Annotated in this window: 12 protein-coding genes; 6 read left to right on the top strand and 6 right to left on the bottom strand. The window is 48.8% G+C overall.

Features of this window, described 5'->3' with window-relative positions; translation table 11 throughout:
• Window positions 1-70: 70 nt before the first annotated feature.
• On the bottom strand, window positions 71-790 hold the full coding sequence (locus BMZ54_RS27625) for a LytR/AlgR family response regulator transcription factor (protein ID WP_089919642.1): 720 nt from the start codon (window positions 788-790) through the stop codon (window positions 71-73).
• 3 nt (window positions 791-793) lie between these two features.
• Window positions 794-1,804, bottom strand: a complete 1,011-nt coding sequence (locus BMZ54_RS27620) for a sensor histidine kinase (protein ID WP_162277686.1) — start codon at window positions 1,802-1,804, stop codon at window positions 794-796.
• Window positions 1,805-1,989: 185 nt separating this feature from the next.
• On the opposite strand from BMZ54_RS27620, the gene BMZ54_RS27615 reads away from it, so the two are divergent.
• The 5 genes from BMZ54_RS27615 to BMZ54_RS27595 all read left to right on the top strand — a co-directional run bounded on the left by BMZ54_RS27615 (window position 1,990) and on the right by BMZ54_RS27595 (window position 11,559).
• Window positions 1,990-4,389, top strand: a complete 2,400-nt coding sequence (locus tag BMZ54_RS27615; protein ID WP_089919638.1) for an outer membrane beta-barrel family protein — start codon at window positions 1,990-1,992, stop codon at window positions 4,387-4,389.
• Window positions 4,390-4,494: 105 nt separating this feature from the next.
• A complete protein-coding gene (locus BMZ54_RS27610; RefSeq protein WP_089919635.1) occupies window positions 4,495-5,094 on the top strand; it encodes an FMN-dependent NADH-azoreductase in 600 nt (199 codons plus the stop codon).
• A gap of 344 nt (window positions 5,095-5,438) precedes the next feature.
• On the top strand, window positions 5,439-8,615 hold the full coding sequence (locus tag BMZ54_RS27605) for a SusC/RagA family TonB-linked outer membrane protein (protein ID WP_202909377.1): 3,177 nt from the start codon (window positions 5,439-5,441) through the stop codon (window positions 8,613-8,615).
• 22 nt (window positions 8,616-8,637) lie between these two features.
• Window positions 8,638-10,458, top strand: a complete 1,821-nt coding sequence (locus BMZ54_RS27600; RefSeq protein WP_089919632.1) for a RagB/SusD family nutrient uptake outer membrane protein — start codon at window positions 8,638-8,640, stop codon at window positions 10,456-10,458.
• A gap of 24 nt (window positions 10,459-10,482) precedes the next feature.
• Window positions 10,483-11,559, top strand: coding sequence for a pectinesterase family protein (locus BMZ54_RS27595; RefSeq protein WP_238386704.1), 1,077 nt, complete (start codon window positions 10,483-10,485; stop codon window positions 11,557-11,559).
• A 9-nt stretch (window positions 11,560-11,568) separates the two neighbouring features.
• On the opposite strand, the gene BMZ54_RS27590 is transcribed toward BMZ54_RS27595, so the two are convergent.
• The gene (locus BMZ54_RS27590; RefSeq protein WP_089919631.1) at window positions 11,569-12,339 is read right to left on the bottom strand and encodes an SDR family NAD(P)-dependent oxidoreductase; all 771 of its coding nucleotides are present in this window, start codon (window positions 12,337-12,339) and stop codon (window positions 11,569-11,571) included.
• A 71-nt stretch (window positions 12,340-12,410) separates the two neighbouring features.
• Between BMZ54_RS27590 and BMZ54_RS27585 the strand changes: the two genes are divergently transcribed.
• Window positions 12,411-14,258 (top strand): glycoside hydrolase family 15 protein, encoded by a 1,848-nt coding sequence (locus BMZ54_RS27585; RefSeq protein ID WP_089919629.1) that lies wholly within the window; start codon window positions 12,411-12,413, stop codon window positions 14,256-14,258.
• On the opposite strand, the gene BMZ54_RS27580 is transcribed toward BMZ54_RS27585, so the two are convergent.
• The 3 genes from BMZ54_RS27580 to BMZ54_RS27570 are packed head-to-tail and all read right to left on the bottom strand — an operon-like array spanning window position 14,255 to window position 18,485.
• Complete coding sequence (locus BMZ54_RS27580) at window positions 14,255-15,181, bottom strand: class I SAM-dependent methyltransferase (RefSeq protein WP_089919628.1); 927 nt, start codon at window positions 15,179-15,181, stop codon at window positions 14,255-14,257. The genes BMZ54_RS27585 and BMZ54_RS27580 overlap by 4 nt on opposite strands.
• A gap of 60 nt (window positions 15,182-15,241) precedes the next feature.
• A complete protein-coding gene (locus BMZ54_RS27575; protein ID WP_238386703.1) occupies window positions 15,242-16,333 on the bottom strand; it encodes a metallophosphoesterase in 1,092 nt (363 codons plus the stop codon).
• Between the two features lie 37 nt (window positions 16,334-16,370).
• Window positions 16,371-18,485, bottom strand: a complete 2,115-nt coding sequence (locus tag BMZ54_RS27570; RefSeq protein ID WP_143081162.1) for a PAS domain-containing sensor histidine kinase — start codon at window positions 18,483-18,485, stop codon at window positions 16,371-16,373.
• Window positions 18,486-18,639 lie beyond the last annotated feature (154 nt).

Below are 18,639 nucleotides of genomic sequence, written 5' to 3'. Positions count from 1 at the left end.
TATACAACTGGGGTATGAGTAGCTGGCGCATCACCGTATCAGGCTGATGAAACTGCCCATGAAATAATAGTTATTCCCTGCCCTCAATAAGCTGGAAGAAAGGCTCCCGGTAAGTATCGCCGATCGGTATTACATGATCGCCGATGAAGATGCGGTTCCGTTCAATAGTATCGGTTTTTTCCAGGGAAACAATATAGGATTTATGCACCCGCACAAACCTGGGCGCCGGCAGTATCTTCTCCATGCGTTTCATATTCTGCAGGGTAATGATCTTTTCAGCAGTGGTTTGTATGGCAATATAATCCTTCAGGCCCTCCACAAACAGGATCTCTGAGAGCTGCACCTTTACCATTTTATTATCCGTTTTCACGAAAATAAAATTAGGCAGTTCTGCCGCGGGCTTTTCATAGGGTGTAAGGGCCTGGCTGGGGCGTATGGCGCTGAGCGCTTTTTGCGCTGCTTTATAAAAACGTTCGTAGGCAACAGGTTTCAGCAGGTAATCCAGCACATCATGCTCATAACCGTCCAGCGCATACTGCGGGTAGGCGGTAGTGAATATCACAAGGGCTTTGCCATGAATGATCTTCATGAACTGCAGGCCGTTCAGCTGGGGCATTTGAATGTCCAGGAACACCAGGTCGGCCCCGCCGCTTTCCACCAGGGGTAAGGCATCCAGCACCTGGCTGGTGCTGTATACCAGCTCCAGGAAAGGGGTTTTGTGAATGTAATCGGTTATCACATCCAGTGCCAGCAGTTCATCATCTATAGCAATACAGCGTAATTTTTGCATGGGCTAGGCCAGTTTCAGCTTAAGTTCACAAATGTAATGCGTTCCGTTATTATTCACCGTTAACGTGTGCCGCCCGGGGTACAACAGCTCCAGCCTGCGTTTGATGTTGGTAATGCCAATACCGCCCGTTTGATCTTTCCCCTGCGCATTTATGCGGTTCTGCACATACAGCTGCAGCTGTTCCGGCTCAAGGGTTACCTGTATAAGCACAGGATCAGCGGCATCATGCAGCTCACCATGTTTAAAGGCGTTTTCCACAAAAGCGATCAGCAGCAGCGGCGCTATCTGCTGGTGTTGCGTATTGCCTTCCACCAGCAGATCGGCATAGATGGTTTCTTTAAAACGCATTTTCTGTAACGCCACAAAATTGTCCAGATATTGCAGCTCCTTTTCCAGCGGCACAAGCTTGTCCTCCGTATCATACAGCATATACCGCATGATCTCCGATAGCTTCAGGATGGCGGCCGGCGCTTTTTCTGACTGCTGGTAGGAGAGGGAGTAAATGCTGTTTAAGGTATTGAACAGGAAATGCGGGTTGATCTGCGATTTCAGGAAGGAGATCTCCGCAGTGAAATGTTGTTTTTCCAGCTCTCTTTGCTGCCGCTGCAGGTGGTACCAGTTTTCTATAAAGCGTACCACGCTGGCCAGTATAACCCATACGCCAAAACGCAGATAATTGTCTTTGAAATAAAAGGTCCAGGTAAGCTCCTGAAAATAATTCCTGAACCCAAACAGGCGCAGGAACAATACCTCTTCCACCAGGTAGCGGAGCGCGATGACGATGATCACCAGCAGGGCCACGCTCAGCAGCCATGCAGCATATCTTTTTTTTGCCAGCAGCCTGGGATGCAGCCATTTATAGTTGATATAAAAGCTGGCTAGTTTCAGCGCCGTAAAAGAGACCATGAAAATGCCAAGGTCCAGATCAATATCAATGTCCAGGTAAAGGTTCATGACCGTTACCCCGAACAAAAGTAGTAAGCTGAAAAGTATTTTTCTATGCTGATCTGTCATAATACGGTGATTGATCCCAAAGTTACCGGGAAGCTGCCTGGCCCTGGCCTTTCTTCGACAAACTACCCTTTCCGTCCGACCAACGGGCCGGCCCTGGTTGGTCGGGCCCGGGAGATGGTTGGTATAATTGAAGCCGCAGGCCCGGCCGTTTGCAGGCATCTTTGCAGGGTCTCAATTTAAGATTTATGAAGCTGTTTTTTACCTCCCTGTTCATCATTTTACAATTTAGCACGTATGCCCAATCCCGTATTTCCGGGCAGGTATCTGCTGCTGCCAGGCCGGCATCCTTTGCTACCGTGGCTTTGCTGAAAGCGGCAGACAGCTCATTGGTTAAAGGAATGGTATGCGATAGCCTGGGCCGTTTTACGCTGGAAAATGTGCCTTATGGCAGCTATCTGCTGGCTGCAACACAAGCAGGCGCCGGCAAAACCTATAGCAGGGGCTTTATTGCCGATAGCCTGCACCGCCAAATAATGCTGGATACCTTGCGGCTGATGCAGCAGCATACTTTAAAAGAGGTAGCTGTAAATGCACAAAAGCCTTATGTGGAAATGCAGATAGATAAGCTGGTGCTGAATGTGGAGAATAGCGTAATGGCGCATGGCAATATGATCTTTGACCTGCTGATCCATGCCCCGGGCATGCGACAGGATCAGTATGGGAATATAGTGATGATGGGTAAGCCCGGTGTGCAGATCTGGATAGACGGCCGCCCCTCTGCACTTACCGGCGAAAGCCTTTCCAACTGGCTAAAGAACCAGCCGGCAGATGTGGTTGCTAAAATTGAGATCATCACGCATCCTTCGTCCAGGTATGATGCGGCCGGCAGCGCGGGTATTATTAACATACGCCTGAAGAAGAATGTGCAGCAGGGCATAAACGGGGGCGCATATACTTCCCTGTCCATGGGTAAATATCCAAAGGCTTCCACAGGGGTTAATATGAACTACCGGAAAAATAAGCTGAACATTTTCGGCGACTATAGTTATTCGTATTCAGAATCGTACAATTACCGTACGCTGAACACAGTGATCAACAACGGCTCTTTTATTGATTACGATAACTACTGGCATCCCATAGGCAACTATCATTACGGGAAGCTGGGCGCTGATTATAAGCCTGACGCCAAAACAACGATCGGTATGTTGCTGAATGGTAACATCAGTGCTACCAACGCCATTACAGATGCCAATACAGCGGTATACAGCGATCCTTTGGAAAAGCGCTACCTGGTGGCGCAGGCAGATGGAAAAGACCGCTGGAACAACCTCTCTTACAACTTTAATATTTTGCGTGAGATAGATAGCCTGGGCAGCACCTTTAACCTGGATGCTGACCTTTCCCGCTATGATAAAACAGCCTACGATAATATCCTGAACTGGGACCGTGCCGGTGAAAAAGGCCAGGCTACACAGATCGCAGAGATCCGGAGCGCCATGCCGGTAGTCATAAGGGTGCTATCGCTAAAGGCCGATTATGTAAAGTACTTTAATAAAACCTTCCGCATAGAAACCGGTTTTAAGATCAGCAGGGTGAGCACCGATAACGATATCCGCTATGATTCTTTGCTGCAGCAGGTTTGGGAGCCGGACCTGAACCGATCTAACCATTTTGAATATACGGAAAACATTCAGGCAGTGTATGCAACCGTGGTAAAGGAGTGGAAGCAATTAACCCTGCAGGCAGGACTGCGTGCCGAAAGAACAGATGCAACCGGCAATTCCCTGACGCTGGGGCAAAAGGTGCAACGCAGGTATGCCGGCTTTTTTCCATCGCTGAATGTGATGAAACAAATAAACAATAATAATCAGCTTACCTTCAGCTATTCCAGGCGTATAGACCGGCCTTCGTACAATTCCCTGAACCCCTTTGTGGTAGCCATTGATCCCTATAATAAAAGCGTGGGCGACCCTTACCTGAATGCTGCTTACAGTAATACTTTTGAGCTGCGGCATGGTTTCCGGCAATTCCTGTGGACCACCCTGTATTACAGCCATGGCAGCAAAGGCGCTATTAGCCTTATTAAGCAGGATAGCCTTACGAAAATACAAACCACCACCTTTGCTAACCTGGGCAGCAGCGATTACGGGTATCTATCGGTAAGTATTAGTTTGCCGCTTACCAAATGGTGGCAGATGGATTTTAACGGTGGTGCAGGTTACGCGCAATACCGTTCGGATATTCCAGGCAGCCGGTTCACCAATGGCAGCTGGGGCGCAGAAACCGGTTTGGATAACACGTTCACCGTATTTAAAAACCTGAAGCTGATGATCAGTATGTTCTATAACACTGCGGCGCCTTCTGGTCAGGAGCTGCAGCGCGCTAACTATGGCGGGCGTTTGAGCGCCAGTAAGCCGGTGCTCAATAAAAGAGGGCGGATCAGCTTTACGCTGCAGGATCCATTTAATATGCAGCGCTATGATGCGGATATATACACGAATGCCTCTGCCATCCGTTGGATAAACCGCTGGGAGAGCCGCCGCGTAAGCTTAGGCTTTTCCTGGAAGTTTGGGCGGCAGCAGATCAAAGCCGCCAGGGACCGGAAGAACGGGATGGGGGATGTAGAAAGAAGAGTACAGCTATAACAGGTAGCTAACCCAAAGGTTAGCACTAACCTTTGGTATACCTTGCGCCTGCAAGTACCAGGCTAACCTAATTTTGTAAACACAATTAGCAAAACTGTTTACAACATGAAGAAAATATTAAGCGTCATCTCAAGCGCCCGTAGTAAAGCTTCCAACAGCATACGGCTGCAACAGGAAATTATAGACAAGCTGCAGGCACGTTACCCGGAGAGCACCGTAACCGTAAGGGACCTGGTTGCAAACAAATATCCTCACCTGGAAGAATCCCACCTGACTGCTTTTTATGTTCAGGAGGAAAATGATTCACCGGAATACCGGCTGGCAAGAACACATTCGGAACAAGCCATCCGCGAAATTGAAGAAGCAGACATCCTGGTGATAGGAGTGCCCATCTATAATTTCAGTATTCCCTCTGCGCTGAAAGCCTGGATTGATCACATTGTGCGCTCACGTAAAACTTTCACGGTTGTAGATGGCCGTCCGGAAGGATTGGTGAAGAACAAAAAAGTATACCTGGCCATTGCATCCGGTGGTGTTTTCTCTGACGGGCCTTATAAAGCATGGGATTTCACAGAACCTTACCTGCGGCATGTCCTGGGCTTTATTGGGTTAACGGATATTACTGTTTTTCGTGCAGAAGGCTTTAGCGTTCCTGGTGTGCAGGATGTAGCGCTGCAGAAAGGAATTGAAAGTGTTGCTGTGTAAAGTATTTTAAAAGATAGCGAACAGCTGGCTGAAAACGGGAGCCGTACTGCATTTGGTACGGCTCCCGTTCTTGTTTTACAGAATATACAGCATTTTTTCCGGCAACGTTTGCGTAAATAAAATGTCCGCAAAGAATGGTTTGTAAAAAAAATAGGTATAGAATTGTCTACGTATTTGAGGAGTGATCGCCTGATTATTTTTCACCAAATAACTATTGAACTGATGGGGATATTCATGAGTAATCCTGGCCCTGTATGTAATTAGTTTGCCCTTTTTGATTTAGCATTTCCACATCCACCTCGATATCCACTGTTATGAACGTTATGAAAACAAATTCATTGATCATGCTGTTTTTGGCATTGGGATTTTTAGCTGCCCATGCGCAAACACTTACTATCACCGGCCGGGTGGTAGAGAATGGTAGCAACGATCCGCTACCCGGCGTTTCCATTATGGTTACTAAAACAAAACAGGGTTCAATTACCGATGCCAACGGCCACTTTTCAATTACCGTAAACGGGAGAACATCGGTAGACCTCCTGTTTTCGTTTATTGGTTTCAGTTCCCAAACCATTACAGCCAGCGGCGGCAAACCCTTGCTGGTACAGCTGCGTAAAGAGCAGGCCAGCATTGGGGAAGTAGTAGTGGTAGGTTATACCGCCGTGCAAAAGAAAGATGTAACCGGCGCTGTTTCTTCTGTAGGCGCCCGGCAAATTAAAGATGTGCCCTTATCGTCAGCCGCAGAAGTATTGCAGGGCCGCCTGGCAGGCGTACAGGTAGTAGCCTCAGAAGGCGCGCCCGGCGCAGAGCTGGTGGTGAGGGTGCGCGGCGGCGGATCTATTACACAGGATAACTCACCCCTGTACATTGTAGACGGGGTGCAGGTTGAAAACGCGCTTTCGGTTATTGCACCACAGGACATTGCCTCTGTTGATGTGTTAAAAGATGCCTCCACCACTTCTATTTACGGAGCAAGAGGCGCCAACGGTGTAGTGATCATCACTACCAAAAGCGGGCGTGCCGGTAAAACGCAGGTAACCTACAGCGGATCTGCCGGCTGGCGGGAGCTGCCCAAAACTATGGATGTATTAAGCCCGTACGACTTTGTATTATGGCAATATGAAAGAAGCCGGGGCAATATTGCAGACAGCACCGACTTTGCCGGTACCTACGGTACTACCTGGGATACCTTGCAAAACTATAAGCAGGTACAGCCCATTAACTGGCAGCATGAAGTATTTGGGCGTAAGGCGCAATTTCAAAATCATAATGTATCCATGAACGGTGGCACCGCTGCTACTAACTTTAATTTAAGCCTTACCGCCAATAAGGAAGACGGCGTGCTGCTGGAATCCGGGCTGGATCGTAAGATCGCTAATTTTAAGTTAGACCATAAAATTTCTGACAGGGTAAAAGCAGGTATTAATATGCGTTACCTGGATCAGGAAATTCACGGCGCCGGCACTACCAATAGCGGCACCCGTACTACGAACCGCTTACGCCATGCCATTAACTACCGCCCGTTTGAACTACCGGAATCCGGTGGGGGAATAGATGATTTTGATGAAGCCTATTTCCTGGCTTCTGCCGGGGCTACCAATCCTGTGCTGCTTACACAGGCAGAGTACCGCGAGCAAAAAACAAAAGCCACCTACCTCACCGGCTATGTGAGCATTAACCTGGTTAAGAACCTTACATTCCGCTCTACCTTTGGTTATGATAATACCAGCATCCGGCAATCCCTTTTTTATGGAAAAATTACCAGCACGGCGCGGCAGTACGCCTCCCTGCCCGTTGCCTCCATTGGGGATCAGCAGAACAGCACCTTTAATAATTCCAACACCCTGCAATACACGCTGAGTAAATACAAAACCCATCATGATATTACCGTGCTGGCAGGGCAGGAGATGGTGGAGTTTTTGTCCGGCAGCAATTATGTAGAGACCCGGTATTTCCCGGCAGATATAAGTGCTAACAAGGCACTGACGAATATGGGCCTGGGTGCAGCGCCCACAGGATCTGCACAGCCATTGCCTTCGTCTAGTGAAAACCCGCCCAGCCGTATCTTTTCTTTATTTGGCCGCGTTAGCTATGCATATGACGATAAATACCTGGCTACTGTTAACCTGCGGGCAGACCGTTCCTCGAAGTTTGCTCCGGAGAACGGTACGCTGGTATTCCCATCTGCTTCCATAGCCTGGCGCTTTTCCGCGGAGCAGTTTATGAATAACCTTAGCTGGCTCACAGATGGTAAGCTGCGCTTTGGTTACGGCGCTGTAGGTAATAATCGTATAGGCGACCTGTTATACCGGCAGCTGTACGGGGTAACCGGCCAGTATGCATTTAACCATTCCATACTGCCGGGCTTTGCACCCTCTGCGCTGGCTAATCCTGCGCTGCGCTGGGAAAAGAATATAACGCGCAACCTTGGGCTGGACCTGGCTTTCTTTGATAACCGCTTACAGGTGACCATTGATGCCTATAAAAATACAGCGAACGATCTTTTACTGGCCGTGCAAATACCGCCAACAACCGGTTACACCACGCAGGTGCAGAACATTGGCGCTACCTCTAACCGGGGTATAGAGCTGCAGATAAGCGCTACGCCTGTACGGCAAAAGAATTTTGCATGGAGCACTGATTTTAATATTGCTTTAAACCGGAACCGGGTGGAGAATCTGGGCGGTCCTGCGCAGATCACCCGTAACTCAGGCTGGCAGGGCTCAGACGGGGTAGATGATTATTTAGTGAAAGTGGGAGAGCCCGTGGGTTTGATGTATGGTTTTGTAACGGACGGCTTTTATACCCTCAATGATTTTGACTATAATGCCGCTACCGCTACCTACACCATTAAGAAAGGTGTTCCGGTGAATGGCGTGTACGGCACCCCGCAGCCCGGCATGTTAAAGTGGAAAGACCTGAACGGTGATGGCACCATCACCGCAGACGGCGACCGCCAGGTGATCGGTAACGCCAACCCTAAATTTACCGGCGGCTGGAACAACCAGTTCACCTACAAAAACTTTGATGCCAGCATCTTCATCAACTTTGTAGTGGGCAATGATATTTATAATGCCAATAAATTAGAGTGGACAGACGGTGCTTTTCCCAACCTGAATATGATAAGCACCATGAAGAACCGCTGGACCAACATCAACAGCCAGGGGCAGGTAGTAACAGATCCCAATGAGCTGGCCGCGCTGAATGCCAATGCCAGCATCTGGTCACCGGTGCGGGTGCAGCGCTGGTGGCTGCATTCCTGGGCAGTGGAAGATGGCTCTTACCTGCGCGTTAATAATGTGACCTTAGGATATACCCTTCCCAAACGTATTACGGAGCGGGCTAAGATCAGCAGCCTTCGTGTATTCGGCACCGTGAATAACCTGGCCGTAATAACCGGCTATTCAGGTTATGACCCGGATGTTACAGCCCGCCGTAGTGATCCCTTAACCCCCGGTGTGGACTTTGCGGCTTATCCCCGTTCCAGGACCTGGGTGTTTGGTGTAAACGTTACTTTTTAAAATCTAAAACTTGACAGCTCCCATGAAACATATATCCTACAGGCGCTTAAGCAGTATCATTATTATGCTTGCAGCTTTATTTACCATGCAGGCCTGTAAAAAATGGACAGAAGTAGAGCCCCGCTCCCAATACAATATACAGGAGGTCTTTTCAGACGTGTCCAACGCCACCTCCGCTGTAATTGGCGTGTATGATGAGCTGCAGGGCGATGCCGGCTATGGCATACGCATTAGCATGTATTACCCCTATGATTCAGATGAAGGTATTGTAAGCGGCAATATTGATAACGGCCGCAGAGGAGTGGGCCGCTACCAGCTGCTGCTTACCAATGCAGAAATATCCAACCCTTTCCGGCAGCTGTACCGGGGTGTGGAAAAAGCCAATCTTTGCATTGAGCAAATTCCATTAATGCAATTATATACCAATGGCACAGATGACCAGAAAAAAGAATTGCGCCGCTTGTATGCAGAAGCCCTGACACTGAGGGCCCAGTTTTACCAGGAGCTGATCCGTAACTGGGGCGATGTGCCGGCGCCCATGATCCCTTCTTATGAGCAGGCCAGCCTGTTCATTGGCCGGGCCGACAGGGATTCCACCTACGATAAGCTGCTGGCCGACCTGGCCACGGCCAAAGATCTGCTGCCCTGGCGTACGGAAGTAGCGCGTAATGAGCGGATAACCAAAGGCGCTGCCATGGCCTTACGCGCCAGAATAGCGTTGTACCGTGGCGGTTATGCGCTGCGCCGCAACGGGCAAATGGAAAGAAAGAGCGATTACCTGAAATATTACACCATTGCCCGGGATGAATGTGCCGAACTAATGCAGCACCGCGGCGAACATACGCTGAATCCCGATTTCAAAGACATCTGGAAAAATGTAACCGCTTTTAAATACGACCCGCAGGGCGAAGTGCTGTTTGAAGTAGGGGCCGGCGGCGGCAATGGCAACAGCGACAGCCGCATGGGTAACTATGACGGGCCGAATTTAAATGCAGCATCGCGCTACGGGGCCGGTGGCGGCGGCATTGTAATGCTGCCGAATTATTTTTACGCTTTTGATTCAGTAGATACCCGCCGTGATGTAACCATTACATCGTACCAGGTGACTTCTTCATCCAATGTAAAATCACAGCGTCGCCTGGGTGAATTAAATACAGGCAAATACCGCCGCGACTGGCGGGTGCCCTTATTGCCGGGTAATGTTTTAAACGTAGGATATAACTGGGTGCTGATCCGGTTTGCAGATGTGCTGTTAATGTTTGCAGAAGCGGAGAATGAGCTTAACGGCAGCCCCACCGCTGCTGCTATTGCCGCTTTTGAGGAAGTGCGCAGACGTGCCTACAAGGGTAATGAAAGTAAGATGGGCACCACCCCGGTGACCAAACAGGAATTTTTTAATGCTATTGTAAATGAGCGTTATCTTGAGTTTGGGCATGAAGGTATCCGTAAATTTGACCTGCTTCGCTGGAACCTGCTGGCCACCAAGCTGGCGGAAACCAGGACAAAGATCCAGCAGATCCGCGACCGTACCGGGGTATATAGTTTTGTGCCGCGATACATTTACTGGAAGAATAATGGTGAGGAGATCCAGTATTATGTGCCAGGCAGCACCGATGCTGCAGCGGTTCCCTGGTACCAGCCCACGCAGGCGCCGGACCCGCTTACAGGATGGACCCGGGCAGATTGGGCGCAGCACCTGACGGTAACCAACGCCATTGATAACCTGGCCTTATGGGAAGGCCTGGCGCGGTTCTTTGTTTCCGGTAAAAGTGAGCTCTACCCTTTTGACCAGGCCACCCTGGATGCATACCAGGGCCGCCTGGAGCAAAATCCCGGTTACTGATGCCTGCTGCCCAAAGCGATGCGGATGAACGTAATGCGACGCAACGATGCTGAGCAGCGGGCAGCTGCCCGTACCAAAATATTAATAACAGACCTTTTGATTATGCGAATGCAAAGAGCGTTTTTTTTATTGTGGTTCATGATGGCTGCTGTTACCTTAACAGCGCAAAACACCATTCCGCCAACCAGCATAACCGTTGCGCAGGATGGCAGCGGCGATTTTAAAACCATCCAGGAAGCCGTTAACTCTGTGCGGGACCTGTCGCGGCTGCAGGTGAAGATCTTTATTAAGAACGGCACCTATAATGAGAAGCTGGTGATCCCGTCCTGGAAAACAAATATTTCCCTGGTAGGTGAAAGTAAGGAAGGCACTATTATAAGCAACAACGATTACAGTGGCAAGCCTTTTCCCGGTAAAGATCCCAGTGGCAGGGACAAGTACGTGACCTACACTTCTTACACGGTGCTGGTGCAGGGCAATGATTTCAGCGCAGAAAACCTGACCATACAAAATACCGCCGGCCGTGTAGGCCAGGCCGTAGCCCTGCATATAGAGGGCGACCGTGCCGTGATAAAGAACTGCAGGCTGCTGGGTAACCAGGATACCTTATATGCCGCTAAGGAAAGCTGCCGGCAATACTTCCAGGACTGTTATATTGAAGGCACCACGGATTTTATTTTTGGAGAAGCCACTGCCGTGTTCCGGGATTGTACTATTAAAAGCCTGGTGAACTCTTATATAACGGCCGCGTCTACACGGCAGGGGCATACATTTGGATTTGTGTTCCTTAATTGTAAGCTGGTGGCAGATACCGCTGCTAAAAAGGTTTTCCTGGGCCGTCCCTGGCGGCCTTATGCCAGAACGGTTTTTATTCATTGTGAACTGGGCAGCCATATTACGCCCCAGGGCTGGGACCCCTGGAAGGGAGATGCCATGTTCCCGGACAAAGACAAAACAGCCTTTTATGCGGAGTATGAGAATACAGGCCCCGGGGCAGCCGTAACGGACCGCGTAGCCTGGTCAAAACAATTAACTAAAAAGGAAGCGGAACAATACACCATCAAAAATATTTTAGGGGGCGCCGATAACTGGGTCCCCTAAACGCTTTTGTCAGGCGCCCTGGCCAATGTTGATACTAAGCCCGCCATCCACCACAAAGGTGGCTCCGGTCACGTAGTCACTTTCAGCAGATGCCAGGAAAACGGCAATGCCGCTGATGTCTTCCGGTTTGCCGGCCCGCTTTGCTGGAATGTGCTGTTCTTTTTCTTTGCGCACCTGCTCATTTTCCATGGCTTCCTTATTCATATCCGTGAGGATCATGCCGGGGGCAATGTTATTTACGCGGATGCCCTTGTCAGCCACTTCCAGGGCCAGGCTTCTGCTGAAATTTTTGATCGCTGCCTTGGAGGCATTGTATTCTGCATTGCCGGCCGTATTAATCTCTTCATGAATAGAGCTGATGAATATTATATTCCCATCCTTCAGGCCCGGTTGGTTTAAAAATGCCCTGCTGCAATAAAAGGGACCGTACAGGTTTGTTTTGATACAGGTATCAAAAACATGCGTAGGCATATCCTTGACCGGTGTTTTGCTGCCATTAACCGCAGCATTATTCACCAGCAGGTCCACCGTTCCAAACTGCTCATTTACCTTGCTGAAAACTTCCTTTACGGCTGCTTCATCTGCAACGTCCAGCTTAAAATAAATGGCCTTACCGCCTTCCTTTTTTATTTGATCAGCAAGCTGTGCTGCTGCGGGCTCATCCGAATGGTAGATGATAACCACCTTTGCGCCTTCCGCCGCATAGGCCAATGCAATAGCCCGGCCAATGCCGGCATCAGCGCCGGTTATGAGGGCAACCTTATTTTCAAGCTTCTTCATTTTTCAATTATTAAATGGGCATTTGGTAATACTTTCCTAATTTAATAAAATGAAATAAGATACGCTACTATATGAACAGAAAAACAGCATTTGAATCTATAGAGCATCATGGAATTATTGGTAATATGCGCACAGCAGCCCTGGTATCTTTAACCGGGTGTATTGATTTTCTTTGCGCCCCCAGGTTCGATTCTCCCTCTGTGTTTGCTTCACTGCTTGACCCCAAGGCAGGCGGCGCATTTACCATTACCCCAAAAATGAAGGATGTAGCAACCAAGCAGCTGTACATTCCCTTTACAGCAGTACTGATAACCCGCTTCTTTTCTGATACCGGCATTGCTGAGATCACGGACTACATGCCGGTGATGCCGGATACCTGCAACAGCTACAACGTAATTGTAAGAAAGGTTACTGCTATAAGAGGGAATATTGATTTCAATATGCACTTTCAGCCCCGTTTGAATTATGGCAGATCCACACATACCGCCGCAGGGGACGGCAACAGCATTCTGTTTGATTGTACGGAGCAGGCATTGGAAGGGCTTACCGTTCGTTTATCCGCCAACGTGAAGCTGAAGATGCGGAAAGAGGATGCCTACGCCAATTTTACGCTGAAAGAATCCAAAACCGCTCACTTTGTAATGGAGTCTGTAAGGAAAGGGGAGGAGAAATACCTTTCAGACCTGGAATTTTTTGTGAACCATACCTACTTTGAAACCATCCGCTACTGGCGTTCCTGGACCCGCCAGTCAACCTACAAAGGAGGCTGGGAAAGCATTGTAATGCGATCAGCCATAACGTTGAAATTACTGACCTGCATAGAGCATGGTTCCGTAATTGCAGCTGCTACCTTTGGGCTGCCGGAAGAAATAGGCGGGCTGCGTAACTGGGATTACCGCTATACCTGGATCCGGGATGCGGCCTTTAGCATGTATGCATTTTTAAAGCTGGGATTTCATAAAGAAGGTAAGGCCTTCCTGGACTGGATCGTTAAACATGCCAAAGAGAACGACATGCATTTGATTTACCGGGTAGATGGCGGTACGGACGTGGATGAAATTGAATTTGCGCACCTGCAGGGCTACAAACAATCCCACCCGGTAAGGATTGGCAATGATGCAAATAAACAGCTGCAGCTGGATATACACGGCGAATTGCTGGATACCATTTACATCTACAACAAATTTTACGAACCGGTAACACATGAGCTATGGGAGCTGATTGAAAGAGAGGTGAACTATGTGATCGACAACTGGGAAAAAGCAGATCACGGCATCTGGGAGATCCGGCAAAAGAAAAAACACTTCCTGAATTCCCGCTTAATGCTGTGGGTGGCCATGGACCGGGCCATTAAGATAGGCCGCGACCGGTCATTTCCCTTCCCCGTGCAAAAGTGGGAATCAGTAAGGGATGAGATTTACAACGACATTTACCACAACTTCTGGAACGAGGAGCAGCAGGCCTGGGTGCAGCATAAAACAAACGGTAAGGCCGGCGATACCATAGATGCCAGCGTGCTGCTAATGCCGCTGGTGCACTTTATTACCCCGGAGGAGCCCCGCTGGAAAGCGACCATGGAAGCCATTAACAACAAGCTAAGGCTGGATGTGCTGATATACCGCTACGATAATGATATTGATGGATTTGACGGGCTTACCGGCAAGGAAGGCACTTTTAACATGTGCTCATTCTGGTACGTTGAATGTTTGGCAAAATCAAAACGGCTGGATGAAGCTATAGAGAACTTTGAAAAAATGCTGGGTTACGCCAACCACCTGGGACTGTTCTCTGAACAGATCAGTAAAAAAGGCGAGCACCTGGGCAACTTCCCGCAGGCCTTTACACACCTGGCTTTGATCAGCGCCGCACTGGAGCTGGATAAGCAGATAGACCGGCTGAATAAGACCGCAGATCTTTAGTTAGCCGGCTTGTAGAACGGTACTTTGATGCCGGTAAAGTCCTGCGACCGGAAGGTATGGGGCTTCATTTTTTCCGCAGTATCTTTTCTTTTTATAATGAAGGTAATGCCGCCATATAAGCCGGTAAGCTTTGCCAGGCGTATATCCATATTGGTTAGCCGGTTGGCGGTACGGATGCCCCACAGCTTTCTGAAAAGCGGCGTTAAGTGGTTATATATTTTAAAGGTCCATTTAGTATTTGGCTTGGCGTGTCCCTCCGCCACTACACGCGGCACCACCAGCAGGGGACATAGGGTTTTCTGGTATTCTACGGTATAACCCTGCTGCTTTAAATAATCGAGGGTATGTATATCAAAGCAATGGATATGCTCATGGGTTCTTTTAAGCCGGATGTTTTCCGCCACCAGGGCAGGAGGGTCGTGCGGAACCGTTATCACCAATACCTTATTGGTAATTCTCAGTAATTCCTGTACCGCCATTTTATAATCCGTTACATGCTCAATGGTCTCGCTGCAAAGCACTGCATCAAATGCCCGGTCTTCAAAGGGCAGGTGGTGAATGTCGCAGCAGGCCGCGTTTATATTGAATATTTCGCTGGCCATTCTGCAGGCATAGTCCGACAGGTCTGTTGAGCGTACATCCACTTTAAACAAGGTCCTTACCAGGTTAGCGGTATAACCTTCAGCGCCTCCCACATCAATAAAGCTGGAAAAGGAAAAACGTCCCAGCGCATTTAGAATGGAGCGGGTAACCATATACCGGGCAATATTGCTGGTAGCCGCATATTTGGTACGGTAGCCATAAATAGGCTGATGGGAAAAGTGAATGCCGTCAATGGTTTTTGAAAACCACGAGTTAACAACTTTTTTAACCTCCTGGGTATACGGGTCCTGGGCAAAGTTTTCGCCGGTTGCATTGATCATGTAGGTATAGACAGCAGCGTGTAGCCGGAAGGTTGGGTATGGCAGAAAATAAATTTAAGCTCACTGCCGGGGTAACTGATCAAACAAATAATACAAAGGCGATTCTTCCAGCACTTTCCGCTCACCTTCTTCCCATTTAATAAGGCGGATAAAACCTTCCGCTATTTCAATGCCGGTAATATCCCCATCACTAAAACAGCAGCAGCCGGTATTAAAATAGGTGGGCTGCGCCATGGTTTTTACAAATTGTTTGCCGGCATATTCTGCACGGCGCTTTTCCAGTGCGGCCTGCAGGGTATTCATGAGGGCTGTGTTGCCGGCCTGCTTTGCTTTTTCCAGCTGTTTGGTGAGCCGGTCTATATGGTCAAGGGAGGCAAAAACCGGTTTATGCGTGTGCCCGGAAATCAGGAACGTGTTTTTATACTGCAGGGTCCATTCATACATCACCACATTGTGGCGGTCTGCCAGGTCAAATGAGTCGGAAATGGTATCCGGATGAATGTCCAGGAAACGCTGAATGGGCGTCCAGATGGCGGCTACAAACCATTTGGAAAAGGCATTGCCATCGCTCCGCTGGTCGCCCTGGTGGCCGTGGGTTAACAGGAAGGAGTAGGTTTGGTTATTATAGGGTATTTGCAGCACCAGCCCTTCATACACTTTCAGCTTTTCGCCAAAGATGGGTTTAAGGAACTGCTGGCGGGGTATCAGGTAGTTCCATTCCAGGTCATGATTCCCGAAAATGCGGTAATAGCGGGTTTGCTGCAGGAACTTTGCTTCTTCCAGTAAGGTGAGCCGGTTTTTTTCAATTACAGTGGCGGGCTTGCTTTCCCACAGCTCCTCACAATCGCCCAGGTTTATGAACGTATAGTCATTACTGTAATACCAGCTTAAGGCGGTCATATAATTGCTTTCAGCAGCTGCAAAATCATCGGCCGCATCCCTGCCGCCTTTGTGCTGATCAGAGAAGATGATGAAACGCGTGTTTTCCGGCAGGCACGAAAAAGTGACACCGCGGTTGGTTTTTCCTTTCAGCAGCTCCTGGAGCAGCTGGCTGAGTGAGCTGAAAACAGCAGCCTGTTTGGGATGGGATGATAACCTGTCTGCCAGCCATATTACGGGTTTGCGGAATATTTTCCGGAAAAGTTTCTTCACATTCAATCTCTTTAAGATCTGGGTATAAGGCGCTAAATTAAAAATCATATTGCTTGCCGGGCAAAATAATATGGAAAGAAGTGCCTTTGCCCAGCTTGGAATCTGCAAACAGATACCCGTTATGATTAGCAACAATGCGGCGGCAAAGCGCTAAGCCAATACCGGAGCCGGGATATATATTCCTGCCATGTAAGCGTTTGAAAATTTCAAATACCTGCTCCGCATACTCTTCCTCAAAGCCTATCCCGTTATCTGTAAGGATAAAGCGATAATAAGCGGTACCTATAAATGGCCTGGTAATGTATCTTGATACATCTTCAAGCGCAATAAGGCTTGAGCGGATGGTGATCTGCGGTATAACACCAGGCGCGGTGAATTTTAGCGCATTGCTGATCAAATTATTAAACAGCTGGTTCATCTGAAACCCGATGGCCTCTATCTCCGGTAAGTTTGCCACTTCGATCACTGCCTGTTTCTCTTTAATTTTTAATTCAAAATCCCCGATCACTGCGGCAACCGTTTCATTTAAATTTACCGGCTGCATTAAAATGTCATCTTTTAAAAGATGGGAAAATTCAAGCAGGTCTCTTATGAGCATGCTCATACGCTCGGCAGAGCCATGGATCTTTTCTATTAAAATGCTGGTCTCAGTGGTCAGGTTTTGTTGCTTTTTCAATACATCAGTGAAGATGCGGATCTTACGGAGCGGCTCCTGCAGATCATGACTGGCTACATAGGCATACTGTTCCAGCTCCTCATTGGAATGCAGCAGCCTGGTATTGGCGTCCTCCAGTTCTTCATTAGTGGCCAGCAGCTCTTCATTGGCGGTTGCCAGTTCTTCTGTTTGTTGCCGTACTTCATTTTCCAGCGCCAGCTGCAGCCGGCGCTGAATGGTAATATCCCGGGCGGTTCCGTTCAGGCTTACCGGTTTCCCGGTTTCATCAAAAGTAGTTTGGCCGTTTAAATGGAGGATACGTTTTTTTCCGTCCGCCAGGTTACTGATGGTGTATTCACTATTGTACCTGCCGCCGGATGCAGGGTTCAGCGCGTTTTCAAAAGTACGGGCTGCGCCCAGCCGGTCATCTTCATCAATGGCCTTTAATTTTTCTTCCAGGGTGGTGGTTTGCGTTGGAAAGCCAAACCAGCTTTGCATGCGGTCAGAGCAGGTGATCTTATCCGTTTTGGCATCCCAGGCCCAGGTGCCTAATTCTGCCAGCTCTATAGCGCCGCGCAGGTTAGCTTCCACCTCTTTTATCGCCTTCTTTTGTTGCTCCTGTTCAGTAATATCCTGTAAGGTGCCGTTAAAGCGATAAGCTTTTTTATCCTCCCCAAATCGTGCGAGTCCCCTTGCCCTCACTATGCGGTCTTTTTGCGTTGCAGGGGTAATGATGGTGTATTCAATATCATAATAGCCGCCGGATTCAAATTGCAGGGCATAATTAATAGCATCTGTTACCCGCTGCTGGTCCTGCCGGGCTATTACATCTATTACCAGCGATGAGGGAATTTCCTCACCGGGTTGCAGTCCCAGCCATTCTTTGAGCCGGGCGTTGGCCGTATATTTATTCGTAACCGGGTTCAGATCCCAGGTACCCAGTTCGGTAGCGTCCACTGCCAGTTCCAGCAGGGCTTTACTTTCGGCCAGCTGCTGCAGGTTTATTATTTTATCTGTAGTTTCTGTGCAGGTTACCAGCACACCGCCTGTTTCGCCGGCTTCATCACACACCGGGCTATAGCTAAATGTCCAGTATACATCCTCCAGCTTGCCGTTCCGGTAAATAGGAATAAGCTGGTCTTCGCTCCAGGTAGCTTCACCGCCAGCCAGTACCTGGTCTATAAGGGGTTTGATGACCGGCCATATTTCCGGCCAGCAATCTGCCCCCTTTTGCCCAAGCGCAGTGGGGTGTTTGCCATTATTACCCAGGCTGGGACGGTACGCATCATTGTAAAATTGTAACAGGGTTTCTCCCCACCATAAGAACATAGGGAATTTAGAAGAAAGGATAACCCCAATAATTGTACGCAGGCTTTGCGGCCACTGGTCCGGGGTACCCACGGGGGTTATTGACCAGTCATAGCTGCGTGTTAACCTGCCCATCTCGCCACCTCCTTTAAGAAAAGGATAGCTTTTTTCCATCACCGTTATAGTCACAGGTAAAGTTTAAATGCTGAATGTTAATGCGGGTGCGGCATCAATTAAATGCCCGATATTATTCTATTCCAGGCTATTCATCGTAACCAACCAAACTGTTATAAATATAAGCAATGCATTTAAATTTAAGGCTTTAGTTCCATCAATAGGGGAA

This window comes from Chitinophaga rupis (assembly GCF_900109685.1).
Classification (GTDB): Bacteria; Bacteroidota; Bacteroidia; order Chitinophagales; family Chitinophagaceae; genus Chitinophaga; species Chitinophaga rupis.
Note: the sequence above shows the minus strand (reverse complement) of the source record. Positions and strands in the feature narration are given on the sequence as shown.